The sequence below is a fragment of the Chitinophaga rhizosphaerae genome (assembly GCF_003958645.1).
GTDB classification, from domain to species: Bacteria; Bacteroidota; Bacteroidia; order Chitinophagales; family Chitinophagaceae; genus Chitinophaga; species Chitinophaga rhizosphaerae.
The window spans coordinates 45,194-69,357 of the sequence record NZ_RXLO01000014.1 but is presented as its reverse complement, the minus strand read 5'-3'; the positions used below and the strand labels follow the sequence as shown (position 1 = coordinate 69,357).

Here is a 24,164-nt window from a genome sequence, read left to right as displayed (position 1 = left end):
CAAAGCCGTGATGCTTTTGGGATCGCCCTTGAAAAACGTATCGCACCGGGTTATACGGCGAAGGAAGTGCCGCAGCCGCAGCTGGAGGAGGCGTTCGGGTTGTTGAACGTGAACCCGCGCGCTTCGAGGCCATGCGCGAAATCGATCTCGATGCCGAGCAGGTACAGCCCATGGGCTTTCTTCATCACTACCGGGATGCCCTCGATCTCATACGTATCGTCGCCTTCCATTTTGGCGTCGAACCCGAGGATGTAGGAAAGACCGGAACATCCGCCGCCCTTCACGCCCACGCGCAGATACTGCGCGGAATCGAATCCATCTTCGGCCATGAGCCTTTTCAATTCTTTTACGGCCCCGCCGGTCAATTTTATAGGTGCTTGTGTGATTGTGTCCATTTATCGAAAAATTTGAATACAAAAATACGGAAAAATGCGTAAAAAGCGTTGTCACGCCGAAGTCATCCCCGCAACGCTATTATCTGAAATTTGTATGTAATTTGTTGCGCGGTGTTCAACCCGCTTTTACATATGCGTTACATTCTATGCCTGGCCCTGGCCATATCCCTTGCCCACACGGCGGGCGCACAGCAGTTCGGTGGCAACCGGCCTTCCCTGAAATGGCGGCAGGTGGATTCGGATACGGTCCGTGTGATTTTTCCCGCCGGCCTGGAAACCCAGGGTAAGCGGGTGGCCGACGTCATCCACCACATCGCCCGGTCGCATACGGGAACGCTGGGGCCTACCGTGAGGAAGGTCAACATCGTTTTGCAGCATGAAACGATGCAGAGCAATGGTTTCGTGCAGCTGGGGCCCTTCCGCTCCGTGTTTTACCTCACGCCGCCGCCCAATTCCTCCGACCTGGGATCGCTCAACTGGGCCGATCAGCTGGCGTTGCACGAATACCGGCATGTTATCCAGAACAATAATTTCCGCAAGGGCGTCAGCAAAGTGGGATATTATGTTTTCGGGGAGCTCGGCCAGGCCGCCATTACCAATATCGCCGTACCGAACTGGTTCTGGGAAGGCGATGCCGTTGTGGCCGAAACGGCGATGAGCGAACAGGGAAGGGGCCGCCTCCCGGCGTTTTTCGACGGGTTCCGGGCGCTCTCGCTCGCCGGGAAGGAATATAGTTACATGCAGGTCCGGAACGGCTCCTACCGCCATTACATGCCCAATCACTATGAATCGGGTTACCTCATGGCCAGCTACGGCCGTTTGCAGTATGGACGCGATTTTTGGAAAGATGTAACGGACGATGCCGTGCGCTTCCGCGGGGTATTTTATCCTTTCTCCCAAAGCCTTAAACGCCGCACCGGCAAGAATGCCGCCGCTTTCTTCCGGGCTTCCTACGATTATTACCGCCAAAACTGGAACAGCCCGCAGGCCGAACCCGCAGATACGCTCCACGTGAACGTCACGCATCTTACCCAAAGCAACGGGGTGGAGAATTTCAGGTATGTTTATCCCGACGGGAAGGGCGGGCTCGTTGTGCTCCACAATTCCTATCAAACCATTCCGGCGTTTTACAATATTGATGGGGGCAACCGGCCCCGGGCGTTCCGGATGACGGCTCCCGGCGCGGGTTTCGATAATTTCTTCAGCTACCGCAGCGGGCACCTGCTCTGGACCGAAAGCCGCTACAACGCCCGTTGGGGGGCCGACGAGCGTTCGGTAGTGGTGATCTGCAAGCCCGGTTCCCTCAACAAACGGCTTGTGCTGAAACATGAACGCCGCTGCTTTTCGCCAGACCTCTCCCACAGCCTGAAATCGGTTGTGGTAGCCGCGCTTACACCGGATCAGCGCTACTGCCTCGAAATCCTCGATGCCGGAACGGGCCAGGTCCTGCAACGCCTGTCCAACCCAGAAAACTGGTATTACACCTACCCGAAATTCACGGACAACGATCAGTGGATCGTAACCGCCGTGCGCGACAGTACCGGCCGGATGGCCATCGTGAAGCAACCCGTGGCCGGCGGTAACACGGAAACGCTCGTTCCCTTTTCCATGAAAGCCATCGGGATACCCGTAATACAGGGCGATACGGTATATTTTACGGCCGCATTTGCCGACGCCGACGATATTTACAGCGTGCCCCTGGCCGGCGGCACCGTCCGCCGCCATTCGCACCGCGCCAACGGCGTGCATCATCTGGCCGTGTCTGACGGGAAGTTCGTTTTCAGCGAATTCACCGCGGGCGGCTTCAAACTCCTCTCCATGCCCCTCAACGCCGGGGAACCCATCGATCCCGCAGCCGATCACCAGCAACCGTGGTTACAGCCCGATTTCGGGGAGGGCGGCAATTTGCTGGCACGGGTAAGGGATGAGGGGAGAAACGTCCGGAAATACGCCAAGGGGCACCGTTTATTCAATTTTCACAGCTGGCTCCCGGTGATCGACGATCCGGACTATGGATGGTACCTCCTGGGGGAAAACGTGCTCGGAACACTCCAAACCCGCATCGGCGGCGGATATAACCGGAATGAAAGTAGTCCATCGGTAGGCGGCCAGGTAGCCTGGGCCGGGTGGTTCCCCGTCCTTCGCGCCGGCGGTGATTACAAATCCGACCGGTACGTCAACATCAACGATACCATCCAGGTGCGGTGGAACGAGCTGGACTGGTACGGCGGCATGAGCCTGCCCCTGCGCCTCAGCTCCGGGAAATTCTACCGCGGCCTCACGCTCAGCGCGGATTTCCACCAGGTAACGCGCACCCGGGCCGGCAACAGCAAATACACGTTCCGCGACAACAACCTCCAGTACCTCGATCTCGGTTTCAGCTTCTCGAACCAGCGGATGAAGGCCCTCCAGCAGATTTACTCGCATTTCGGGCAGTCGCTCACCATGCGGTACAGCAAATCGCTGAACAACATCCCTGCCGGGCAGTTTTTCGGACGGGCGGACCTGTATTTCCCCGGGATCCGGAATACCCACAACATCGTGTTGCAACTGTCGTATCTGCAGAAAGACACGAGCCTGCGGTACGCGTTCAGCGATCCTTTCAGCTATGCACGGGGTTATAGCAAGCCGTTTTTCCAGCATGTTTTCAAAGTGGGATCGAACTATCATTTCCCCGTGGCGTATCCGGATTGGGGGTTCGCCAACCTGCTGTATTTTTCGCGGATCAGGGCCAATGTTTTCCATGACTACATGTCGGCATTCAACTTTCGGAACCGCCGCCACGTTACTTATGCATCGGCCGGCGGGGAACTTTTCTTCGATACCAAAATCGGGAATGTGCTGCCTTTCACGTTCGGGATGCGCTACAGTCACCTGTTCAACGACAATCCCGGCGATCCTTCGCGGAAAGGGCGTTTCGAGCTGATCGTTCCCTTGCAGCAACTCTTTTCATACTAAAAAAACGTACATGCGTCAACCTCTCCTCAAGCCGCCTTTTTATATGAAACTGAGCCACATCCTGCTCAGCCTCGTCCTCATCGTCGTGATCCTGCGGACGATGAAAGACATCCTGGCGCCGGTGGCTTTCGGTTTCCTCTTCGCGATCCTGCTGCTGCCGCTGGCGCAAGGGTTGGAAAAGCTGAAACTGCCCAGGGGCGCGGCTGCGGGACTGGCCGTCCTTATATTCGTAATTTTCATGGCGGGGATGTTGTACTTCATTTCATGGCAAACTTCCACATTCGTGTCCGACCTGCCCATGCTCGAAAAGCGGCTCATGGTGCTGGCCAACGATCTGACCATATGGGTCGACGATAAATTCAATGTGGATTCAGACCAGCAGATCGCCTGGATCAACGAAAACGCCGCCAAGAGCATCGCTTCGCTGTCGCAACTCGTGGTGAACGCCGTGACGTCGGTTTCGTCCGTCCTTATCTTCCTCGTATTCATTCCCCTGTACACCTTTTTCCTCCTGTATTACCGCCGGTTGCTCGTACAGTTTTTGTTGCGCCTGTTCCGCGCGGAATTCGCCGGCGAAGTGCGGGAAGTGATCGCGCACAGCCGTGTGGTAGTGAAGAGTTATGTGGTGGGTTTGTTCATCGAAATGCTCGTGGTAGCTACGCTGTACATCGTGGCGCTGATGTGCCTCGGTGTGAAGTATGCCGTGCTGCTGGGTACGCTGGGCGCTATTTTCAACATCATTCCGTACCTCGGGATGGTGCTGACGATCCTGGTGACGGTGTTGGTGACGTTGACGACGGGCACGGCAGGCCAGGCGTTCTGGGCCGCGGCGATCATGTTCGGCATTCATTTGCTGGACGCGAACGTGCTGCTGCCGCGGATCGTGGGGTCGAAGGTGTCTATCAACGCCATGGTGACGCTGCTGGGCGTGTTTATCGGCAGCATGATCTGGGGGATCGCGGGCATGTTCATTTCCATCCCGGCGATGGCATTGCTGAAAGTGGTGTTCGACAAAATCCCGAACATGCGCCCCTGGGGCATGATCATGGGGAATGAAGACTAGCGGACGGTGATGTGGAGCTCCGGTACGCGGTAGAATTTACCTTCCGAGTACTGGATAACGATGTTGGAGAAGATAAGGGATTCGCCTTTCTGGACCGTTTCCTTCAGGCGTTTGCTCCAGAGGCCGGAGAGGCGGTCGCCCGTAAAGGAATCGCCGGTGGTTTCCGTGTAAAACGCGACCTGGCTGGTAGTATCGTTGAGGTACGCTTCTTTCGCTTCATAGAGAAAATCAAAAGAGACGACGGGGAATTTGTTGTTTTTCTGATCGCGCACCACGAGCGCGGAATCCAGTATTTTCAGGACTTCCGGGCGGGGGATGGAATCGCTGAGGTAGATGCCCCAGGTGGTCCGGAAACGCAATTTTTTATCGGCTGCAGAAGTGGCTGCAGCAGCGGGCTTCGCCGGTTTGACCGGCGGCTTCGGTTTGGATTGCGCAGCCGTGGTGGCCGAGATTCCGGTGAACAGTGCAAGCGTGATCAGCAATTGCTTCCTCATAGGGCAAAAAAAAAGATCGTCCGGCTATGTTAACGCCGGACGATCGGGAATATTATAACAGTTTAAGACTTTCTTCGATGGCCTGGATGCGGGCCTGGCAATCGGCGAGCTTTTTGCGCTCGGCTTCCACGGCTTCCGGTTTGGCGTTGTTCACGAATTTTTCGTTCTGCAGTTTCTTCTCCACACCCGCGAGGAAGCCTTGCTGGTAGGTAAGGTCCTTGAGCAGTTGGGCCTTCTGCGCTACAGGGTCCACTTCTTTTTCGGTTACCATGTAGAACTTGTCGGTCCCAACCACGATGGCCGCTGCGCCAGTGATGGCTTCGGCGGTGTAACCGAATTCATCTGCGTTAAGCTGTTTGGCGAGGATGGCCTCGATCCGCTGGAAAGCTTTCCTGTCCTGCGTTTCCACGAACAGTTTAATGGTATCTTTCGGCTTCAGCTGTTGCTTGTTGCGGGCGTCGCGGATGGTGGTGATCACCTCCTGCGCCAGGGTGCCTTCTTTCAGCAGCTCGGCGTTCACGCTGCCCGGAGCCTGGAACTGTTTGATCACCACATCGTCGCCCGCGGAGCGGTCGCGCAGCAGGTGATAGATCTCTTCGGTCACGAACGGCATGAAGGGGTGGAGGAGCTGGAGGAGCTGCTCGAAGTACGCGATGGTTTTGTCATACACGCCTTTATCGATCGGCTGTTCGAACCCGGGCTTGATCCACTCCAGGTACCAGGAGCAGAAATCGTCCCAGATGAGGCTGTACAATACTTTCAACGCTTCGCTCAGGCGGAAGTCCTTGATGAGTTTCTCTACTTCGGCATGTGCTTCGTTGAGCCGGCTTTCCATCCATTCCACGGCGAATTCGGGAACGGGCGCGCCGGTGTTTTCCGACGGCGTCCACATTTTCACGAGCTTCAGCGCGTTCCACATCTTGTTGTTGAAGAAGCGGCCCTGCTCGCAGCTGGAATCGTCGAACAGCAGGTCGTTCCCCGCCGGCGAAGCGATCATGATGCCGAAACGCACGGCATCCGCCCCGAAGCGTTCGATAAGGTCGAGCAGATCGGGAGAATTGCCCAGTGATTTGGACATTTTGCGGCCGAGCTTGTCGCGCACCATGCCCGTGAAATACACGTCGGAGAAGGGCTTCTCCTGCTTGTATTCCAGGCCGGCCATGATCATGCGCGCCACCCAGAAGAAGATGATATCCTGACCCGTTACCAGTACGGAAGTGGGGTAGTAGTAGTTGATGTCGTCGTTCCCGGGGTCGCTGATGCCGTTGAACACTTCCATGGGCCAGAGCCAGGAAGAGAACCAGGTATCGAGGCAATCTTCGTCCTGGCGCAGCGTTGCCGGGCGGCTGCCATAGGTGGCTTCGTATTTTCCAAGCGCCGCTTCGAGCGTTTCGGCCACTACGAACTGGCCCTGCTCGTCGTACCAGGCGGGGATTTGCTGGCCCCACCAGAGCTGGCGGGAAATACACCAGTCCTTCACGTTCTCCATCCAGTATTTGTAGGTTGCGAGGAAGCGGTCTCCGGGGTGGATGCGCACTTCTCCGCTAACAACCGCATCCAGTGCGGGTTTGGCGAGTTCGGACATTTTCACGAACCACTGCGTGGAGATTTTCGGTTCCACGACGGTGTCCGGGTTGCGCTGGCTGTAGCCCAGGCGGGTGGTGTATTCCTGCTCTTTTACAAGGAGGCCTTGTTCGTGGAGGGCGGCCACCACTTTCTTGCGGGCGCGGAAGCGGTCTTCGCCAACGAACACCTGTGCCGCGGCGGAAAGGGTACCATCGTCGTTGAGGGTGTCCACCACTTCGAGGTTATGTTTCAGGCCGAGGTTATAGTCGTTGATATCGTGTGCGGGCGTCACTTTGAGGGCGCCGGTACCGAATTCCTTGTCTACGTATTCGTCGAAGATCACGGGCACTTTCCGGTTGACCAGGGGCACCACGGCGAAGTGGCCTTTCAGATGGGCATAGCGCGCATCGTCCGGGTTTACGCAGATCGCGGTATCGCCCATGATGGTTTCCGGGCGCTGGGTGGCGATGGTGATGAATTCTCCGGTAGCTTCGCCGGCGGCGTTCACCACGGCGTATTTCACGTGGTAGAGCTTGCCGTTGATCTCTTTATATTCCACTTCCTCGTCGGAAAGGGCGGTTTTAGCCTTGGGGTCCCAGTTGATCATGCGGGCGCCGCGGTAGATGAGGCCTTTGCCGTAAAGGTCCACGAACACCCTGATCACCGCGTCGTAATAGTGCTGGTCCATGGTGAAAGTCACCCGGTCCCAGTCTACCGAACAGCCCAGTTTGCGGATCTGGTGGTAAATGATGCCGCCATATTTTTCCTTCCACTCGTAAGCGTGTTTGAGGAATTCCTGGCGGGTGAGCTGGCTCTTCTCTATACCTTTCTCTTCTTTCAGCATGTTCACCACCTTGGTTTCCGTGGCGATGGACGCGTGGTCGGAACCCGGCACCCAGCAAGCGTTATAGCCGCTCATACGGGCGTGGCGGGTAAGAATGTCCTGCACGGTTTCGTTCAGGGTATGGCCCATGTGCAACACCCCGGTTACGTTCGGCGGGGGGATCACGATCGTAAAGGGAGGACGGCCGTCCGGTACGGAACGGAAATACTGTTTGTCCATCCAGTATTGGTACCATTTGTCTTCTGCCGAAGCAGGCATATAGTTCTTCGAAAGTTCCATCAGATTATCAGGCTATGTCGTTTTAGGCATGCAAAAATATTGAATATCGGATGTATTCCGAATTTCAGGGGCATATTTGCCCCGATCGGCCGATTTTCTTTTCAAGATAGGTGTTGAAACGCGTTCTATGTGAAAAAAATGCCGGGAATCCGCAAAATAATACGCAGTTAGCGCCCAATACAAGATAGCTTTTGGTGTTTTTGTTGGAAATGACGGGTTATGCGCAAAATACCGAGCAGGATTTGCGGCTGGGCATCAAAGCCAAGGATGCGGCAGCATCCTCGGCAGTATGCAACAGTTTGCCGGCGGCTGGAAAGATTCACCGATGATTACAGGATCACCGGCATCCCGCGGTCCTTCGTGTTCGATAAACCGGGCGCCATCGTAACGGTTGATGCCCCGGTGGTGCCAGTTTGGGCGCCGCTTTTACGTTGTAAAAATATTAACACGCGAACGGCCGGCCAGGGTTCACCCGGCCGGCCGTTCCGATGGTCTTATTATTCGTGCGTCACGACATGGACCGGATCACTTCCACGGTATGCTTTACCATGTCGGCGGTGATGCCGAGGTGGGTGACGATGCGTACCTGGGTGGGGGAGATGGCCATGACGCGGATGCCGTGTTTGGCGAGGTAATCGCGGAATTTGACGGGCGTCCAGTCGCCATGCACGGCAAAAATGAGGATGTTCGTTTCCACGGGGAGCATATGCCCGACGAACGACTGTTCCAGCAACGCAGCCGCGATGGTTTTGGCATGGGCGTGGTCTTCGGCGAGGCGGTCGATATGATGATCGAGGGCATAGATGCCGGTTGCGGCCATGTACCCGGCCTGCCGCATGCCGTCGCCGAGTTTTTTGCGGATGCGTTTGGCTTCGCGGATGAAATCGGCGGAGCCGAGCAGTACGGACCCGATGGGGCAGCCGAGGCCTTTGTTAAGGCAAACGGAGATGCTGTCGAACGTACGTCCGTAATCCGCCGCCGGTTGGCCGGTGGCGAGGAGGGCATTGAACAGGCGGGCGCCGTCGAGGTGAAGGCGGAGGTTGTGTTCGTTGCAGGTTTCGCGGATGCGGAGGATCTCGTCCCAATCATAGCAGCATCCGCCGCCGCGGTTGGAGGTGTTTTCGAGGCAAACGAGGGAAGTGGTGGCTTTGTGGTCATCGTCTGTCGGGTTGACGGCCGCTGCCACATCGGCGGCGGAGATCATGCCGCGGTCGCCTTCGATGGGGCGGGCCTGGGCGCCGGAGTTGAAAGCGATGCCGCCGCCTTCGTAAATATAGACGTGGGCGAGGGAAGAGCAGATGACTTCATCGCCGGGGCGGGTGTGTACTTTGATGGCGATCTGGTTGCTCATGGTGCCGGAAGGGCAGTAAAGGGCTGCCTCCATGTCAAAAAGGGCTGACATCCTGGCTTCCAGTTCGCGGACGGAAGGGTCTTCTCCGAATACATCGTCGCCCGTTTGGGCTTTTAGCATGGCCTCCAGCATGGGAGGGGTGGGTTGTGTGAATGTGTCGCTTCTGAAATCCATTGAAAAAATTGCAATGAGAAGATGAATAAATTAGAGAGAATGTTAATTTGAATTGAGATATTTTCCAATTGTTAAAATTTGCATAAAGCCCTGAAAATAGCGACTAAAAAGCTATTAAAATCCGTTTATACAATGTACTTTGTTATAGTGAACAAGCAGAAATGCCGTTATGACAAAGTGCCTGATCATTGACAATGAATGCGTAACAGGCATCTTACCCCGGTCCGTAACCCAAGATCAAAACCATATCAGTGATATTTGGAAGAGTGGGGGATTAGCACGATCTTTGCAGGCTAATTTCGCAACCGTGTAAGATATACCATTTAAATGTTACAACAAAATTATCTTTCGGCTTGTTAGTATAATATTCGTAAACCAATACTTTTAGTCATATGAGGCAACTTAAAATTGCCACCCAGATCACCAATCGTGATTCGCAGGCGGTAGAAAAATACCTCCAGGAAATCTCGAAGATCCCTTTGTTAACTCCAGAGGAAGAGACGATACTGGCCCAACGTATTAAAATGGGGGACCAGCGCGCTCTCGAAAGATTGACGACCGGGAACCTCCGGTTCGTTGTATCCGTCGCCAAACAATATCAGCACCAGGGCTTGAGCCTTAGCGACCTCATTAATGAAGGCAATTTAGGGTTGATCAAAGCGGCACAGCGGTTCGACGAAACCAAGGGTTTCAAATTCATCTCTTACGCCGTATGGTGGATCCGCCAGTCCATCCTGCAGGCTTTGGCAGAGCAAGGCCGCCTGGTCCGCCTGCCGCAGAATAAAATAGGCACTTACAACAAAGCGAATAAAGCTTACATGGCATTCGAACAGGAAAACGAACGCGAACCTTCTACCGAAGAGCTCGCCGAAATCCTGGAAATGTCCGAGTCGGAGATCAACAATATCTTCCAGAGCAATACCCGCCACATGTCTCTCGACGCTCCGGTCCACGAAGCGGAAGACGTAGCCATGGGCGACCTCCTGGAAGGTGGCGATGTGACGGATGATGATGTGATGCAGGATTCGCTCCGGGAAGAAATCCGCCGCGTGCTCAAATCCCTGAGCCCCCGCGAAGCGGAAATCGTGAACGCGTACTTTGGTCTGGATGGCGAAAACGGCGCAACGATCGAACAAATAGGACAGAAGTATGATTTGACGAAGGAACGTATCCGCCAAATCAAGGAAAGGGCTATCAAACGCCTGCAGAAAGCCCGCTACAGCGGCGCACTGAAATCCTACTTGGGATAATCGACACCTGTTAATGAATTGATTCTGGGATAAAAGCATCCCGCCTATGTATCGGCGGGATGCTTTTTTTATACCCCATAGAGAACGGTTATAGGCCCATAGACGCCTTTCATACCTTCCCTATTCGTAATTCTCCTCCCAACCCTTTATTTTTGCAATCTTATGCGAAAGGCATCTGTTACACTGATCCTCCTCTATCTGATGGGATCGGCTTGTGAAAAGGAACAGACAGGACAGTCAACCGAAGAAAACCTCCCCGTCGTGGAAGGCATTATCGAAGAAAACGGCTACCCCATGGTCATGCTCAGCGCCGACCAGGCCTATTTCGCGGGAACGCCGGCCGCCGGCAATGCCGGGGAATGGGTGCACGGCGCCGTTATCACCGTTTCCAACGGCCCGCAGTCGCAAACACTGCGGGAATACCGGTTGAAGGACGCCGCCGGCCGGCCGTTCTGGGTGTATACCGCAGACACTGCGCAATGGCAACACGCTTTTCGCGGGGAAAACGGTAAAAGTTATACCTTGACGATCCTTTCGGAAGGGAAAACCCTCAGCGCCGTGACCACCATCCCCGCCAACGGGCTCCGGCTCGATTCGGCATGGTGGGGGCCAACAGGACTGAAAGCACGCCTCACCGGCAGCAACACCGGCTACGCCCGGTACTTCACCGCCCGCAACGGCGGCGACTATCTGCCCGGCATGCACCCGCTGTCTTCCGAAACCCACGGCAAAGGCACCATCGAAGTGCAACTGGGAGAAGGAGTGGACCGAAGCGGCGCTCCGCAGGTCGCCCTGGCGAAAGGGGACACCTTGTGGCTGAAATTCTGTAACGTAGACCACAATACGTACGACTTCTGGCGCAGCGCAGGCGCAGCCTGGGCGAAAGGGGCAGACCCCCTCGGGCCGGGAACCCGCGCAAAGGGGAACGTCTCCAACGCCAAAGGGTACTGGGGTGGCAACAGCGTAACATATGAAAGGATCATTATCCCTAAATAATCGAAATCAAAACCAAACCAAACCAACAAGCAGAAAACAACAGCATGGAAAAAAACACTAACCAGGAACATGCACATGTCCTGATCATCGGCTCCGGCCCCGCAGGGTACACCGCAGCCATCTATGCCGCCAGAGCAAACCTGAAGCCCGTCCTCTACCAGGGCATCCAGCCCGGAGGCCAGCTCACCATCACCACGGAAGTGGAAAACTATCCCGGATACCCCGAAGGCATCCAGGGCCCGGAAATGATGGTGGACTTCGAAAAACAGGCCGCCCGCATGGGAGCCGATATCCGCTATGGCATGGCTACTTCCGTAGATTTTTCGTCGCAGCCGTACAAGGTTGTGATCGACGAGGAAAAAACCATCACCGCCGATGCGATCATCATAGCCACCGGCGCCTCCGCCAAATGGCTGGGCCTGCCGTCTGAACAGCGCCTCAACGGCAGCGGCGTTTCGGCGTGCGCCGTGTGCGACGGCTTCTTCTTCCGGGGTAAGGAAGCAGCTATCGTTGGCGCGGGAGACACCGCCGCCGAAGAAGCCCTCTATCTTTCCAAAATCTGCTCCAACGTACACATGCTCGTGCGCCGTCACGAAATGAGAGCGTCGAAGGTAATGCAGGACCGCGTCCTCAAAACCTCCAATATCATGGTTTACTGGAACTCCGAAACCCTGGAAGTAGTAGGGGAAAATAAAGTGGAAGGCGTTCGCATCCTCAATACCCAGACCAAAGAAGAAAAAACGATCCCCGTGAGCGCGTTCTTCGTAGCGATCGGCCACCAGCCTAACTCCGGTATCTTCAACGGCCAGCTGGAGATGGACGAGCAGGGATACATCAAAACCATCCCCGGTACTACCAAAACCAGCGTGGAAGGCGTTTTCGCTTGCGGAGACGTGCAGGACAAAAACTACCGCCAGGCCGTAACGGCCGCCGGCAGCGGTTGCATGGCAGCGCTCGACGCCGAGCGTTACCTTTCCGCAAAAGGACACTAAATTTACATACGAAAGGGCCGATGGAACGTCGGCCCTTTCCTTTTAATCTTTTCATATGCTGACCATTGCGTTGGAGAGCGTCCGTTTCTTCGCCCATCACGGGTTTTACGAACAGGAACGCATCATCGGCAATCATTTCGTACTGGACGTGCTCGTGCGGCTCCCCGAACCGGAACACCCTTCGCAGCTGGGAGAATCGGTGAACTATGAAGCATTGTTTGCCATTTCCAAAGAAGTGATGGAGGTGCCGCAGCAATTGCTGGAACAGGTGGTGCATGATATTTCGGTGAAAATGAAAGCGCGTTTTCCGGTCATCCGCTATTCGAAGGTGACGCTGCGGAAGCAGGCGCCCCCGTTCGGAGGAGACCTGGCTTACTCCTGCGTGGCTTTGGAGAAACAATACTGAGGCCGGCAACGTTATATGTCCGGCCGCCTGTGTAGAAACCATGTCCAGCATGTAGCCGGGCTGGGAAAATCCTTATTTTTGGGAACCTGTTAAATTCAATTCGTTCCTATGCTTAAGAAAACCTTTTTACTGTGTTGCGCCTCCATGCTGGCGCTCGCTTCGTTCAGCCAAACGGTCGAGGAATCCCTCGCGCAGGCTAAACAGCTCACCCTGCAAATGAAGGAGACCGAGGCGCTGCAACAATATAAAGACATCCTCCAGGCAGACCCCGGCAACGTGACCGCCCTCAACCAGAGCAGCCTCATCTGCAGCCGCGAAGGCGCCCGCCAGAAAGATAAATCCGCCAAAATGGAATGGTTCAACAACGCGAAGATATTCGCTTATGAAGCCATGAAGGTGGATGTCGAAAACCCCGAATCCAACTACGCCATGGCCCTCGCCTGGGCCCGCATCGCGCAGGTTTCCGGCGCCAAGGAGAAAGTGGCCGCCGCGAAAGAAGTGAAGAAGTACGTAGACCTCGCCATCAAGTTCAAACCCGATTACGGCGAAGCCTTCCACCTGCTCGGTAAATGGAACTTCGATATCTATAACCTCAGTTCCATCGAAAAAGCCGCCGCCAAGGTGCTTTTCGGCGGAATGCCGGCCGCTACGCTGGAAGACGCGATCGCCAATTACGAGAAATGCCGCCAGCTCACGCCGTCGTTCATCCTCAACTACCTCGACCTCGCCATCGCTTTCCGGCAGAACAACCAGGAAACCCAGGCCATGGAAATCCTCAACAAAGCCATGCGCCTCCGGCCTATTTACCAGGACGATCCCGGTTACAAAGCCGAGTGCAAAAAGCTCCTCGACAGTATGCAATAACGGCCTTACGCCAGCTTTTTACCTTTCCACCGGCCGCTTTTCAGGTACAGCCAGGCCAGCGAGCCCATCGACGTCCAGTATACGAACTCCGCAAACCAGGCCCAGTGCAGCTGGCTGTGCATCTTTTCTATCACCACGATGCAATAGGTAAGGTATGCGATCACGGCGATGATTTCGATGCCGAGGTTGATCCGCGTGTCGCCCGTTCCCGTTACACCGTTGAATACCACGGCGGTCACGGACGCGAGGATCATCACCACCATACATACGTACATGGACGGAAGGGCCTCGGTCATAAGTGTCACGTCTGTCGTATAGATCCGCAGCCAAAGCGTGGGGAAAATGCTGATGATGAGGCAGATGGCGACGGAGCAGATGACAGACAGCTTCGTGATCTTTTTGACCATGGTCATGACCTCGTTTTCCCGGCCCTGACCGATCAGGTTGGAAACCATGGTGTTGCAGGTGGAGCCGAACGCCCAGGTGAAAATCCCGAACAACCCGAAAATACTCCGCATCATATTGGAAATGGCCAGGGGCCGCTGCCCGAGGTGCTCGATGAATATGAAGAAGATCAGCCAGCTGCCGATGCTGAAAAGGTACTGCACGACCAGCGGCGCGGAAATCACCAGGATGCTCCGGCAACCGCTCCAGGTGGGCCGCAGGCGGGTGAACAGCTCGTATTTGACATTGAATTTACCGAGCAGCAGCAGCACCCATGCCGCGGCGAAACCAGCGATCTCCGCCAGGATGGACGCGTAGGCCGCCCCGTTAAGCCCCAGCGCGGGGAGCCCCAGCTTACCGAAAATAAGCCCGTAGTCGAACACGATGTTGGTGATTTCCTGGAAAAGGGAAATGATCACCAGCAGCTTCGTGTTGCCGGTACCGATATATAAGGAGGTGCAAAGCCGCATGAGCATGAGGAAGGGGAGCCCCCAGATCCGGATGCGCGTGAACTCCGACGCCGCTTCGATAATGTGCGGGTCGTGCAGGGAAGCACGGAAGAACGCAGGGGCGAGGGTTTCCGTGATGAGGATGCCGAGGAGCGACATGCCCATGGACAGGACCAGTCCGTTGCTGAAAATGGGCCCCATGCCCGCGATGTTCTGTTCGCCCGTCCGCCGGGCAAACATCACCTGCATCCCGTTGGTGATCCCGTAGGAGATCATGTAGATGACCAGCGTATAAATCCCCGCGATGCCGTTTACCGCGATGGGGAATTCGCCCAGGTGACCCAGGAAGGCGGCATTGGTGAGGTGATTGATCTGCGGGAGGATCAGGGAAAGACAGATGGGGCCGGCGATCTTGATGATCTGCCTGTTCGTTACTTCGACTTGCATAAAGGTAAACCGTAAAAACCCGGCAAAAATAACGGTTTGGGATGCGGCGGCAAGGAATTAATGACGAAAACGATTCCTCCGGGGCCTTCGCTGGTCATCTTGCAGGCCCCGGCGGCCGTGGTTCTCAACATTTTTAACTATTATTGTGCGGAATAACAGACAGATCATGCCCGTGGCATATACCATACAACCCACCTACGCGATAGACGACGCGACGTTGCTGGAAACAGACCTTACCACCTGCACCCTGCTGGTGATGATCGGTTCCGGCACATTCAGCTATGCCGTGCTCGCGCCCCTGCAGCGCAAGTTCCTGGCCCTGAAGAGCTACAGCTACCAGCCCAGGACCGTTGCCATGGCCGATCTCGAAATGATCGAACAGATCTTCGACGCCGACAGGCTGCTTTTCACCGCTTTCAAGAAAGTGCTGCTCGCTTTCTCCTCGGCCGAGAATACACTCGTGCCTCGGGAGTTTTACCAGCAGCAGCTGCGGAAAGATTACCTCCAGGCCGCGCTGCCGCACAAAATGCAGGACGCGGTACTGGCCGATGAACTGGCGGATATGGGACTGGTGAACGTGTTTTCGGTGGACAAGGATATGCTGGGGTTCCTGCGCAAGGAGTTTTCGACAGACGATGTGGCGCATGCCAACACCGCCCTGCTGAAAGCATACCGCCAGGATGCGGACCACTCCGCACCGGAAGGCATCGCCTACGCCGAAGTACAGGCGCAGCAGTTTACCTTGACCGTTTTCGCCGGTGGACAGTTGCTCATGCAGCACCAGTACGCCCACCGCGGCGGCCTCGATATCGTGTATTACACCGTGAACAGCCTCCGGCAGCTGGGGCTCAGCGAGCTGAAGTCGCGCATCAAGATCGGCGGGTCGCTCACGAAAGATTCCCAGGTCTTTGCCGAGCTCAGCCGGTTCCTGCCGCGCATCGAGTGGGTGTACCGGCCCGATGGGTTCCTTTACATTCCGAAGATGGTAGACATGCCGTCTCATCAATTCTTTAATCTTTACGCCCTGGCGTTATGCGTATAATCGGTGGCGCACTGGGCGGGCGCCGCATCCATCCGCCTGCCAACATGCCGCATACACGGCCCACTACCGACATCGCGAAGGGCGGCCTTTTCAATATCATCGAAAACAATCTCGACATCCCCGAACTGCGCTGCCTCGAACTCTTCGGCGGCACGGGCAGCATTACGTTCGAACTGGCCTCCCGCGGGGCCACGAACCTGACAGTGGTGGAGAAAGACAATACCATGGCGGGTTTTATCGCCAAAACAGCCGGACAGCTGGACGTAAGCACGCACATCGTGAAGATGGACGCTTTCAAATTCCTCCAGCAAGGCGGCGCCCCGTTCGATTTCATTTTCGCCGACCCGCCCTACGAACTGGGCAACATGGAAGCGCTGCCGAAACTCGTTTTCGAAAAAGGCATGCTGAAGGAAGAGGGATGGTTCGTGCTGGAACATACCCGCAGGAACGATTTTCGTCATTATCCCTACTTCCGGGCGGAACGGCACTACGGCACCACGATCTTTACTATTTTCATCAACCGGGAGGAACTGAAAACCCCTTCCGGCGAATAACGCAAACCATATGCAAAGAATCTGTCTTTTCCCCGGTACCTTCGATCCCGTAACGCTCGGCCATACCGATATCATCGACCGTGCCCTGCCGCTTTTCGATAAACTCGTGATCGGCATCGGCGTCAATTCCGGCAAAGTGCCCATGTTTTCGGTGGAACAGCGTGTGGAATGGCTGCGCGAGATTTATAAAGACCAGCCAACGGTGGAAGTGACGTCGTACGAAGGGCTGACCGTGAATTTCTGCAAACAGATCGGGGCCCGGTTCATCCTCCGCGGTATCCGGTATGTAGCCGATTTCGAATACGAAAAAGCGATCGCAGATATCAACCGCAAAATGGACCACGAAGTGGAAACCATCTTCCTGACCTGCTCCCCCGAATTTTCGACCATCGCCAGCACCCTCGTGCGCGACGTGATCCGGAACGGCGGCGACGCGGCGCAGTTCCTGCCGAAAGCGGTGTCGTCTTCCCTCCAATATTCCAAACTTTCTTAATAAAACTTTGGCTATGAAACCCATCTGGTTTTCGCTGGACATTTCCCTGGACCAACTGAACGAGAACGGTCGCAACACCATGGGCGCCTGGGTAGGGATGGAGTTTACCGAGATCGGCCCTGATTACCTGCGCGCCATGATGCCGGTAGACCATCGCACGGTGCAACCTTACGGGCTGCTGCACGGCGGCGCATCGGCTGCACTCGCGGAAACCGTGGGCAGTGTGGCTTCCGCGCTGATCATCGATCCGGAAAAACAAATCTGCGTAGGCCTGGAGATCAATGCCAACCACGTCCGCGGCGTCCGCGAAGGGTATGTGCACGCCATCGCCACGCCGCTGCATATCGGCTCCGCCACGCATGTGTGGGACATCCGCATTACCGACGACCATCACAAGCTGGTCTGCGTAAGCCGGCTGACCGTAGCCGTGCTGGCCAAAAGAACAGAAGGGTAAATTATTTTTCCGCCAGCAGGTATTGCATCCTGGCGATGACGTCGTGCTGCACGACGCGGAACCCCGCACCTGCGAGCATTTCCTTCACTAAACCCGCTCCCATACGCAGTTTCCGGTAACTGCTCACTTTCTGTACCCATTCCCCGTTGTGTTTTTCCAGCAATTGGTCGTACACCCGCACAAATCCCGGTTCGTATTCCAGGAAACAGGTGTGGATCCGCTGATCGTCCGCCTTTACGGGGATGAACCGCTGTTCGCCGAAAAGTTCTTCCGTGAGATCGCGGAACGACAGGGCGATGCGCCCGCCTGCCGGTAACAGCGCAAACCATTGCTGGATAAGGTCCCGGACGGTTCCGAAACTGTCCAGGTGCGTGAGGGTATCGCCCATACAGGTGATGAGCTCGGCTTCCGTGGCGTATTGCGGCACATTTTTCAGATCGGCCGGCACGGTGCGGATGGGAAGCCCTTTGGCCCGGGCGTTCAGTTCAGACAGCAGGTGCTGGTTAAAGTCGACGGCAAACACCGTGAACCCCAGCTTCGCCAGGGAAACCGACTGCAGGCCGTGGCCGGCGCCAAGGTCGATGGCTACCTTGTTGCCCCGTGGGAGCACGCCGTGGCTGGAGAACCAGTCCTGCTGCTCCTGTTGCTTCGTTTCGAAATTCCCCGACATCCATGCGTAGAACGCGGCGAGGTGGTTTTCGTAGTGGGATTGGGCGCTCATGAGGGTTAGGCTGCGTAGCCGGCTTTGGTGAGCACGTCCACGATGTTTTGGTAAGAGTAGGGCATATACCGGGCGATATGCTCGGGCTTGATCCACTGGATGTCCATAATGTCTTCTTCGATCTGGGGAACGGTGAGCTCCGAGCCGAAGAAGTGCATGCGGTACCAGTAGCTGTGCTTGAGTATGTTTTTTCCTTTGAGGGAATAGTAGTGGTAGGTTTCGGTGATGAGGCGGCCGAGGGTTACGTTCGAAAGCCCTGTTTCTTCCTGGACTTCGCGAAGGGCGCAGGCTTCGAGGCTTTCACCATCGTCCTGTTTGCCTTTGGGAAGGTCCCACTTGCCGCGGCGGAACATGAGGAGGATGTCTCCCGCTTCGTTGGTGACCAGGCCACCCGCTGCCACGAGCACCGTAAAATGGCTTTTGACCTGTTCGAGGAGGGCATCGGCTTCGCCGGTCCGGAACACGACGGCCGGAAGCTGGTTCTTTTCGAGCAGGGCGATGGTTTGGGCCACTTCGGCCGCAGGCGGGTTGAAGAGGGTGGTGGCGCCGGTGAATTGGGCGGGGAGCGGTGTGTGGAGGCCGGCGATCAGGAGCGGGCGTTCATTAATATATATATGTATCGGTGTTTCCATGCCGCAAAAATAATCCTTTGCATTATTCATCGTACTTTTGCGCCGTTATGAACAATATCAGCGAAAAACAGGTAGCAGAGAAACTGTTACAGATACAAGCCGTAAAACTGAGTCCTGCCCAGCCTTTCACCTGGGCTTCGGGCTGGAAATCCCCGATTTATTGCGACAACCGCAAGGTATTGTCTTATCCGTATGTCCGGGATTACATCAAGTCCGAGCTGTGCAACGTAGTGTTCGAGACATGGCCGGAAGCCGCGGTGATCGCGGGCGTGGCAACGGCGGGCATCCCGCATGGCGCCATGGTGGCCGATCAGCTGAAGCTGCCGTTCATCTACGTGCGTTCCAAGCCGAAAGAGCATGGGATGGGTAACCAGATCGAAGGGGTGTTGCAGCCGGGTCAGCCGGTTGTGGTGGTGGAAGACCTCATTTCCACCGGCAAAAGCAGCCTGGAAGCCGTGCAGGCGATCCGCGCAGCGGGGGGCGAAGTGATCGGGATGGTGTCTATCTTCAATTACGGGTTCGATATAGCCGTGAAGGCTTTCGAAACGGCGAATGTTCCCTTCCGTTCCCTGAGCAACTACGCCGCCCTGATTGAACTGGCGGTGGAAAAAGGCCAGGTAGGGCCCGACGAACAGGCTACTTTGCAAGCCTGGCGCACGGCTCCCGATGTGTGGGGGAAATAGCCGATATATTGCGATGAAATCGTATATTGTGAGAGATTAAAAACTATTCATCCTATGCGTATCATTAAAATGATGCTGGTGCTGATGCTGGCTGTTACGGGTTCAGCGATGGCCCAGGCGAAGAAAGGAACGCTGGTAACGGCGAAGATCAAGGTACCGAGCGTTCAGTGCAATATGTGCAAAGACGCGATCCAGCGGTATTTCCTGAAAGAAGAGGGCGTAAAATCCATGGTGGTGGACGTGAAGAAGAAAGAAGCGACGGTGAAATACTATACCGACCGTACCAATATCGAGAACATCAAAACCGCTATTGCGAATGTTGGGTACGATGCCGACGATGTAACCGCCAACGTGGATTCCTACAACGATCTGCCCAAGTGCTGCAAGAAACCGGAAGACGGTGGAGGCCCTGTTCAGAAGAAACACTAATAATATAGTTATATCGAATTCGACCGCTCCGGCTTGCCGGGGCGGTTTTTTTGTGCCCGGGAAAGTCAGGGGAAAAGATGAAGGATGATGCCGAGTGTGAGCATTATCATTAATCTGAAGCAGGAAGAGACGAAATCAAAGGATCTGTAAGTGCCCAAAAAATTCAGGTGAAAGCGGATATTGGAAGGGGACCACCCAGCTATTTAACCCGGCAAAATGACGGGAAATGTTAATTTAGGTAGTCTATTTCGTTTGGCACAAATCCCCCTGCTCTTCAGTTTTCATGCAAAAAAAGTAAGCCCAAACGATAGGGGGAGAGTGCCTTTCAAATTACCCCAATCCTCAAAAAGTACAATTTCTACTAGGGCAAAACAGCACCACGATCCATCGAATTTCGAACACTTTTAGCGTCGGAAATACCTGCTTTTTAATTCCCTCATCCGTTTCGGTTGTTCCGTAATCCTCCCAAAAAGACGGGATGTACGAAGCCATTTTGCGCTGCCTGGTGGCAGTGAAAAACGGAAAACCGAAGTAATTAATCGAAGAGAACCCGCGTTTTCGAGCTGATTTACGACGCCAGAAACGAGGCGATTTGGGGTTGAAAAATTGTTTTTTGGGGTAGGACGATGCGCTTTTCAAGGCATCCAAACCGTCAAAATCTGTCGGAAAATCCAGCGCCCGGGGTGCTGAAAATGGAGCGGAGAAGTTATGTAATCACGAACGAAAATGAAAAAGCCACCCGGAAAGGATGGCTTTAATTATTGTAATTCGAATTGTGGAAATGTAATATCGCGTTTGTAATTGACTGGATCCGGGATGCAGGAAATTGAAAAACCGGCATCAAAACCCAAAAATCCACGTCGCCAAAAATTGGATGGCGGATTCAAAAAACGAAAAAAGCTGCTCCCAAAAAGTCAGTTGTTCCATCAGAAAAAGTCGAGTTTCTGTTTCGTTTCGGCCCGGATCGGGAAGGGTAGAAACACCCCTTTTTTGCCGACTTTGCAATTTCCGGCGGCTTTAATGGTTACCTCCTTGTTCGCCAAAACGCCGAGCATGTTCTTAAAAACATTCCCCATTTCGACCTGGAGCTTCACCGGAAAATAGAAAGTATCGCGCGCCGGAATGTCAATTAAGGTGTCTTGTAAAGAATGGCCCACTTTCGTGTCGTCCAGAAAAACGTCGAATTCGGCATCTTTTAACCGGAGCGAAAAATTGTTCGGGTTGTAATAAGCCAGTTCGATTTTGACCGTGCTTTTCGAAAAGCTCAGATTTTCCATATCGAAGCTGGCGACCCTGACAAACTCCAGGTCTTTCATTTTTCCACATGCGCTGACCCCACCCCAAACGAGAAGGATCATAAAATACCAGGTTACCTGTTTCATGACGGCGTTTGAAAATTTCCACCAAACGTACGACAAATACCTCCAAAAATTAAGTTAAAAACCGGGCTGGGAGCGGCCCGTCTACTTAAAATTTTACTTTAAATAAAACCGGTCAAAAATCAACGGTTTTTTAGACTAATATCTTTAGTATTTTTGTTGACTTTTAACATTTTACGTGAAATGGGCGATTGCTAATATTAATAGCATATGTATTTAAATTCTATGAACTGTTAATCAAGAAGTTGAAGTGCATTAACGAACGCTTTTAATTAAATTGTAACCACCCGTTTCATCATGAATTACATCACCGGAAAAACTAAAACGGACAGTATGGCAGGACAACAGGAAAAAGAAATATTACTCATTGAAAGTCAATATTTTCCACCAATAAACTTCTATAAAACTTTAATTGAATGCGAAAAAGTGCGCTTCGAGCGCATGGAACACTACCAGAAGGTCAGTTTTCGCAATCGTTGCTACATCGCCGGGCCCAACGGAATGATACTTTTGAGCGTTCCGCTCGTGAAAGGAAAAAATCAGCGGACCGTCATGAAAGACGTTCGCATTTCCAACCTCGAACCCTGGCAGCAACTCCATTGGAAAACCCTGACTTCCGCTTACCGCCGTTCCCCCTGGTTCGAATATTTCGAGCCGGAACTGGAATTGTTATATGAAAAGGAATTTGAATATCTGCTCGACTGGAACATGGCCTGCTTCGAGTTCGCCAACCGGGCCCTCGGGTTTGCACCCGTCGTGGAATTGACGGAGGTTTTCGAGAAGGACTATAATAATGATACCGCCATCCTGGACCTGCGCGACAAAATGGTGCCCGGCCAGGTTCCGGAAAACGCCATCCAATACACCCAGGTTTTTGGGGAAAGGACGGGCTTCCTGCCGAACCTTAGCATCCTCGATCTGTTATTTTGTGAAGGAAAAAGGGGGTTGGAGTTACTGAAATGATTATGAAGGGATTGTAAAAGGAATGCCAACCCGGCGCCGCATGTGCCGGAAAAGTCGGATTTGCCTAATTAAATACTTTATGTAATATAGTGTAAGTGATTGTTATATAATTGATTGATAAGGTTATTGCCCGTTCGTAAAAAAGATCGAAATTTTTTTGGGAATCCATTGGAACAAAATAGTAGATTTGCATCCGATTTTGCTGGGGAACGACTTACGTAGGTGTATAAACCAGAAGTTTCCAGCTCATTTAGTGTGTAATAATTTTTTGACCTTAGAAATTCATTCACAGATTTAAATGAACAACACCTACACGGACCTGGTTAACCAGACCTTCGAGTTCCCGCAGGAAGGATTCGATGTGAAGGAGAATAACCTGTTTTTTAACGGGCTGGATATGCGGGCGCTGATCGATAAATATGGCACCCCCTTCAAACTGACCTATCTTCCCAAGATCGGGATGCAGGTAAGCAGGGCGAAGAAGATGTTCCAGGATGCGATCAAGAAGAACAAGTATGATGGCAATTATTACTATTGCTACTGTACCAAAAGTTCTCACTTTTCGTTCATCATGGACGAGGTGCTCCGGCAGAACGTCCACATCGAAACGTCGTTCGCTTACGACATAGATATTATTAACAAGCTCTATGAACGTAAGAAGATCAACAAGGAAACCTTCGTGATCTGCAACGGGTATAAAACAAAGACCTATACCCGGGCCATCGCCAAGCTGATCAACTCCGGTTTCAAAAACGTGATCCCGGTGCTCGACAATAAGGAGGAACTGGAGGATTATTCCAAATTCGTGCGTACCAAGGATCCCGTTAAACTGGGTATCCGCATCGCCGCCGAGGAAGAGCCCACCTTTGATTTTTACACCTCCCGCCTCGGCATCGCCAAAAGCGACATCCTCGAATATTACGTGGACAAGCTGAAGGGAAATCCGAAGTTCGAACTGAAGATGCTCCACTTCTTTATGAACAAGGGCATCAAAGACGATATATTCTATTGGAGCCAGTTCAACAAAGTGTTGAACCTCTATTGCCAGCTGAAGAAGATCTGTCCGGAACTGGAAAGCATCAACCTCGGCGGCGGCTTCCCGATCAAGCACTCCCTCGGGTTCGACTATGATTACGCTTACATCGTAAACGAAATCGTAGCCAACATCAAGAGCGTTTGCAAAAAGAATAAAGTACCGGTACCGGACATCTACACGGAATTCGGTTCCTTCACGGTAGGCGAAAGCGGCGCGGTGATCTACTCCGTGCTTGGCGAGAAAATGCAGAACGACCGTGAAGCCTGGTACATGATCGACAGCTCTTTCATTACGACACTGCCAGACACCTGGGGCATCGGGGAGAAGTTCCTTATGCTACCCATTAACAAATGGGACCAGGAGTACCAGGAAGTGCACCTCGGTGGGCTGACCTGCGACGGGTACGACTTTTACACTTCGGAAGAACACATCAATGCCGTGTTCCTCCCGAAGCTCACCGGCGGGCCCGAACCCCTGTACATCGGTTTCTTTCATACCGGGGCGTACCAGGACCAGCTGAGCGGATACGGCGGCATCAAGCACTGCCTCATCCCGTCCCCCAAGCACGTGATCGTAGGGTACGACAAAAACGGACAATTAAAAGATTGGCTATACGCGAAAGAGCAAACCGCTCAAAGCATGCTGAAAATTTTGGGTTATTAAAAATATGGGTTAGTAATCCACTTAAAAACCCCTCGGTTCTCCGAGGGGTTTCGTTTTTTATACCCTCCCCGGAATTCGACCGCTCGTCCATTTTTGGCCCGGTCAAGCCGTATCCGGTTCGTAATTTAAATAACCGATAGCCG

23 protein-coding genes are annotated in these 24,164 nt (G+C 53.9%); 15 read left to right on the top strand and 8 right to left on the bottom strand.

What is annotated here, in order from left to right; all coding sequences use genetic code 11:
- Positions 1 to 50: 50 nt before the first annotated feature.
- Positions 51 to 395 (bottom strand): HesB/IscA family protein, encoded by a 345-nt coding sequence (locus EJ361_RS23350; RefSeq protein ID WP_126248927.1) that lies wholly within the window; start codon positions 393 to 395, stop codon positions 51 to 53.
- A gap of 132 nt (positions 396 to 527) precedes the next feature.
- Here EJ361_RS23350 and EJ361_RS23345 point away from each other — a divergent pair, with 132 nt between their 5' ends.
- Together EJ361_RS23345 and EJ361_RS23340 are read left to right on the top strand one after the other, a co-directional pair.
- Entirely contained in the window at positions 528 to 3,353 is a 2,826-nt protein-coding gene (locus tag EJ361_RS23345; RefSeq protein WP_126248925.1) for a TolB-like translocation protein, read from the top strand.
- Between the two features lie 10 nt (positions 3,354 to 3,363).
- Positions 3,364 to 4,416, top strand: coding sequence for an AI-2E family transporter (locus EJ361_RS23340; RefSeq protein ID WP_126248923.1), 1,053 nt, complete (start codon positions 3,364 to 3,366; stop codon positions 4,414 to 4,416).
- On the opposite strand, the gene EJ361_RS23335 is transcribed toward EJ361_RS23340, so the two are convergent.
- The 3 genes from EJ361_RS23335 to EJ361_RS23325 form a co-directional block, all read right to left on the bottom strand.
- Positions 4,413 to 4,910: a hypothetical protein gene (locus tag EJ361_RS23335; RefSeq protein WP_126248921.1), complete on the bottom strand. Its 498-nt coding sequence runs from the start codon at positions 4,908 to 4,910 to the stop codon at positions 4,413 to 4,415. The two genes, EJ361_RS23340 and EJ361_RS23335, sit on opposite strands and share 4 nt — an antisense overlap.
- Before the next feature lie 52 nt (positions 4,911 to 4,962).
- Entirely contained in the window at positions 4,963 to 7,599 is a 2,637-nt protein-coding gene (locus tag EJ361_RS23330; RefSeq protein ID WP_126248919.1) for a valine--tRNA ligase, read from the bottom strand.
- A gap of 508 nt (positions 7,600 to 8,107) precedes the next feature.
- Positions 8,108 to 9,124 carry a threonine aldolase family protein gene (locus EJ361_RS23325; RefSeq protein WP_126248917.1) on the bottom strand — a complete coding sequence of 339 codons (1,017 nt, stop codon included), beginning with the start codon at positions 9,122 to 9,124 and terminating at the stop codon, positions 8,108 to 8,110.
- Between the two features lie 392 nt (positions 9,125 to 9,516).
- Here EJ361_RS23325 and EJ361_RS23320 point away from each other — a divergent pair, with 392 nt between their 5' ends.
- The 5 genes from EJ361_RS23320 to EJ361_RS23300 all read left to right on the top strand — a co-directional run bounded on the left by EJ361_RS23320 (position 9,517) and on the right by EJ361_RS23300 (position 13,632).
- The gene (locus tag EJ361_RS23320; RefSeq protein ID WP_109698810.1) at positions 9,517 to 10,374 is read left to right on the top strand and encodes a sigma-70 family RNA polymerase sigma factor; all 858 of its coding nucleotides are present in this window, start codon (positions 9,517 to 9,519) and stop codon (positions 10,372 to 10,374) included.
- 162 nt (positions 10,375 to 10,536) lie between these two features.
- On the top strand, positions 10,537 to 11,370 hold the full coding sequence (locus tag EJ361_RS23315) for a DUF4249 family protein (RefSeq protein WP_126248915.1): 834 nt from the start codon (positions 10,537 to 10,539) through the stop codon (positions 11,368 to 11,370).
- Between the two features lie 44 nt (positions 11,371 to 11,414).
- Positions 11,415 to 12,362 carry a thioredoxin-disulfide reductase gene (trxB, locus tag EJ361_RS23310; RefSeq protein ID WP_126248913.1) on the top strand — a complete coding sequence of 316 codons (948 nt, stop codon included), beginning with the start codon at positions 11,415 to 11,417 and terminating at the stop codon, positions 12,360 to 12,362.
- A 55-nt stretch (positions 12,363 to 12,417) separates the two neighbouring features.
- Positions 12,418 to 12,768 (top strand): dihydroneopterin aldolase, encoded by a 351-nt coding sequence (locus tag EJ361_RS23305; protein ID WP_126248911.1) that lies wholly within the window; start codon positions 12,418 to 12,420, stop codon positions 12,766 to 12,768.
- Positions 12,769 to 12,876: 108 nt separating this feature from the next.
- Positions 12,877 to 13,632 (top strand): tetratricopeptide repeat protein, encoded by a 756-nt coding sequence (locus EJ361_RS23300; RefSeq protein WP_126248909.1) that lies wholly within the window; start codon positions 12,877 to 12,879, stop codon positions 13,630 to 13,632.
- A 5-nt stretch (positions 13,633 to 13,637) separates the two neighbouring features.
- Here the strand turns inward: EJ361_RS23300 and EJ361_RS23295 are convergent, their stop codons facing one another.
- Positions 13,638 to 14,972: an MATE family efflux transporter gene (locus tag EJ361_RS23295; protein ID WP_126248907.1), complete on the bottom strand. Its 1,335-nt coding sequence runs from the start codon at positions 14,970 to 14,972 to the stop codon at positions 13,638 to 13,640.
- Between the two features lie 145 nt (positions 14,973 to 15,117).
- On the opposite strand from EJ361_RS23295, the gene EJ361_RS23290 reads away from it, so the two are divergent.
- Genes EJ361_RS23290 through EJ361_RS23275 form a run of 4 tightly spaced genes read left to right on the top strand, consistent with a single transcriptional unit; the run spans position 15,118 to position 17,515 of the window.
- Positions 15,118 to 16,014: a DUF3822 family protein gene (locus EJ361_RS23290; protein ID WP_126248905.1), complete on the top strand. Its 897-nt coding sequence runs from the start codon at positions 15,118 to 15,120 to the stop codon at positions 16,012 to 16,014.
- Positions 16,005 to 16,568 (top strand): RsmD family RNA methyltransferase, encoded by a 564-nt coding sequence (locus EJ361_RS23285; protein ID WP_126248903.1) that lies wholly within the window; start codon positions 16,005 to 16,007, stop codon positions 16,566 to 16,568. Before EJ361_RS23290 ends, EJ361_RS23285 begins: the two co-directional genes overlap by 10 nt.
- 10 nt (positions 16,569 to 16,578) lie before the next feature.
- Positions 16,579 to 17,061 carry a pantetheine-phosphate adenylyltransferase gene (coaD, locus tag EJ361_RS23280; protein WP_126248901.1) on the top strand — a complete coding sequence of 161 codons (483 nt, stop codon included), beginning with the start codon at positions 16,579 to 16,581 and terminating at the stop codon, positions 17,059 to 17,061.
- A gap of 13 nt (positions 17,062 to 17,074) precedes the next feature.
- A complete protein-coding gene (locus EJ361_RS23275) occupies positions 17,075 to 17,515 on the top strand; it encodes a hotdog fold thioesterase (RefSeq protein WP_126248899.1) in 441 nt (146 codons plus the stop codon).
- A 1-nt stretch (position 17,516) separates the two neighbouring features.
- Here EJ361_RS23275 and EJ361_RS23270 read toward each other — a convergent pair whose 3' ends face one another.
- The gene (locus EJ361_RS23270) at positions 17,517 to 18,236 is read right to left on the bottom strand and encodes a class I SAM-dependent methyltransferase (RefSeq protein WP_126248897.1); all 720 of its coding nucleotides are present in this window, start codon (positions 18,234 to 18,236) and stop codon (positions 17,517 to 17,519) included.
- 5 nt (positions 18,237 to 18,241) lie between these two features.
- A complete protein-coding gene (locus EJ361_RS23265) occupies positions 18,242 to 18,868 on the bottom strand; it encodes an NUDIX hydrolase (RefSeq protein ID WP_205687093.1) in 627 nt (208 codons plus the stop codon).
- A 47-nt stretch (positions 18,869 to 18,915) separates the two neighbouring features.
- Between EJ361_RS23265 and pyrE the strand changes: the two genes are divergently transcribed.
- Positions 18,916 to 19,551 carry an orotate phosphoribosyltransferase gene (gene pyrE, locus EJ361_RS23260; RefSeq protein ID WP_126248895.1) on the top strand — a complete coding sequence of 212 codons (636 nt, stop codon included), beginning with the start codon at positions 18,916 to 18,918 and terminating at the stop codon, positions 19,549 to 19,551.
- Positions 19,552 to 19,605: 54 nt separating this feature from the next.
- On the top strand, positions 19,606 to 19,980 hold the full coding sequence (locus tag EJ361_RS23255; protein WP_126248893.1) for a heavy-metal-associated domain-containing protein: 375 nt from the start codon (positions 19,606 to 19,608) through the stop codon (positions 19,978 to 19,980).
- 926 nt (positions 19,981 to 20,906) lie between these two features.
- On the opposite strand, the gene EJ361_RS23250 is transcribed toward EJ361_RS23255, so the two are convergent.
- Complete coding sequence (locus tag EJ361_RS23250) at positions 20,907 to 21,362, bottom strand: LEA type 2 family protein (protein ID WP_126248891.1); 456 nt, start codon at positions 21,360 to 21,362, stop codon at positions 20,907 to 20,909.
- A 294-nt stretch (positions 21,363 to 21,656) separates the two neighbouring features.
- Here EJ361_RS23250 and EJ361_RS23245 point away from each other — a divergent pair, with 294 nt between their 5' ends.
- Together EJ361_RS23245 and EJ361_RS23240 are read left to right on the top strand one after the other, a co-directional pair.
- The gene (locus EJ361_RS23245) at positions 21,657 to 22,322 is read left to right on the top strand and encodes a WbqC family protein (protein WP_126248889.1); all 666 of its coding nucleotides are present in this window, start codon (positions 21,657 to 21,659) and stop codon (positions 22,320 to 22,322) included.
- 298 nt (positions 22,323 to 22,620) lie between these two features.
- On the top strand, positions 22,621 to 24,021 hold the full coding sequence (locus EJ361_RS23240) for a type III PLP-dependent enzyme domain-containing protein (protein WP_126248887.1): 1,401 nt from the start codon (positions 22,621 to 22,623) through the stop codon (positions 24,019 to 24,021).
- Positions 24,022 to 24,164 lie beyond the last annotated feature (143 nt).

Coding starts and splice junctions, on each gene's coding strand:
- EJ361_RS23350 (WP_126248927.1), bottom strand. CDS start 395: ATGGACACAATCACACAAGCACCTATAAAATTGACCGGCGGGGCCGTA.
- EJ361_RS23345 (WP_126248925.1), top strand. CDS start 528: ATGCGTTACATTCTATGCCTGGCCCTGGCCATATCCCTTGCCCACACG.
- EJ361_RS23340 (WP_126248923.1), top strand. CDS start 3,364: ATGCGTCAACCTCTCCTCAAGCCGCCTTTTTATATGAAACTGAGCCAC.
- EJ361_RS23335 (WP_126248921.1), bottom strand. CDS start 4,910: ATGAGGAAGCAATTGCTGATCACGCTTGCACTGTTCACCGGAATCTCG.
- EJ361_RS23330 (WP_126248919.1), bottom strand. CDS start 7,599: ATGGAACTTTCGAAGAACTATATGCCTGCTTCGGCAGAAGACAAATGG.
- EJ361_RS23325 (WP_126248917.1), bottom strand. CDS start 9,124: ATGGATTTCAGAAGCGACACATTCACACAACCCACCCCTCCCATGCTG.
- EJ361_RS23320 (WP_109698810.1), top strand. CDS start 9,517: ATGAGGCAACTTAAAATTGCCACCCAGATCACCAATCGTGATTCGCAG.
- EJ361_RS23315 (WP_126248915.1), top strand. CDS start 10,537: ATGCGAAAGGCATCTGTTACACTGATCCTCCTCTATCTGATGGGATCG.
- trxB (WP_126248913.1), top strand. CDS start 11,415: ATGGAAAAAAACACTAACCAGGAACATGCACATGTCCTGATCATCGGC.
- EJ361_RS23305 (WP_126248911.1), top strand. CDS start 12,418: ATGCTGACCATTGCGTTGGAGAGCGTCCGTTTCTTCGCCCATCACGGG.
- EJ361_RS23300 (WP_126248909.1), top strand. CDS start 12,877: ATGCTTAAGAAAACCTTTTTACTGTGTTGCGCCTCCATGCTGGCGCTC.
- EJ361_RS23295 (WP_126248907.1), bottom strand. CDS start 14,972: ATGCAAGTCGAAGTAACGAACAGGCAGATCATCAAGATCGCCGGCCCC.
- EJ361_RS23285 (WP_126248903.1), top strand. CDS start 16,005: ATGCGTATAATCGGTGGCGCACTGGGCGGGCGCCGCATCCATCCGCCT.
- coaD (WP_126248901.1), top strand. CDS start 16,579: ATGCAAAGAATCTGTCTTTTCCCCGGTACCTTCGATCCCGTAACGCTC.
- EJ361_RS23275 (WP_126248899.1), top strand. CDS start 17,075: ATGAAACCCATCTGGTTTTCGCTGGACATTTCCCTGGACCAACTGAAC.
- EJ361_RS23270 (WP_126248897.1), bottom strand. CDS start 18,236: ATGAGCGCCCAATCCCACTACGAAAACCACCTCGCCGCGTTCTACGCA.
- EJ361_RS23265 (WP_205687093.1), bottom strand. CDS start 18,868: ATGGAAACACCGATACATATATATATTAATGAACGCCCGCTCCTGATC.
- pyrE (WP_126248895.1), top strand. CDS start 18,916: ATGAACAATATCAGCGAAAAACAGGTAGCAGAGAAACTGTTACAGATA.
- EJ361_RS23255 (WP_126248893.1), top strand. CDS start 19,606: ATGCGTATCATTAAAATGATGCTGGTGCTGATGCTGGCTGTTACGGGT.
- EJ361_RS23250 (WP_126248891.1), bottom strand. CDS start 21,362: ATGAAACAGGTAACCTGGTATTTTATGATCCTTCTCGTTTGGGGTGGG.
- EJ361_RS23245 (WP_126248889.1), top strand. CDS start 21,657: ATGAATTACATCACCGGAAAAACTAAAACGGACAGTATGGCAGGACAA.
- EJ361_RS23240 (WP_126248887.1), top strand. CDS start 22,621: ATGAACAACACCTACACGGACCTGGTTAACCAGACCTTCGAGTTCCCG.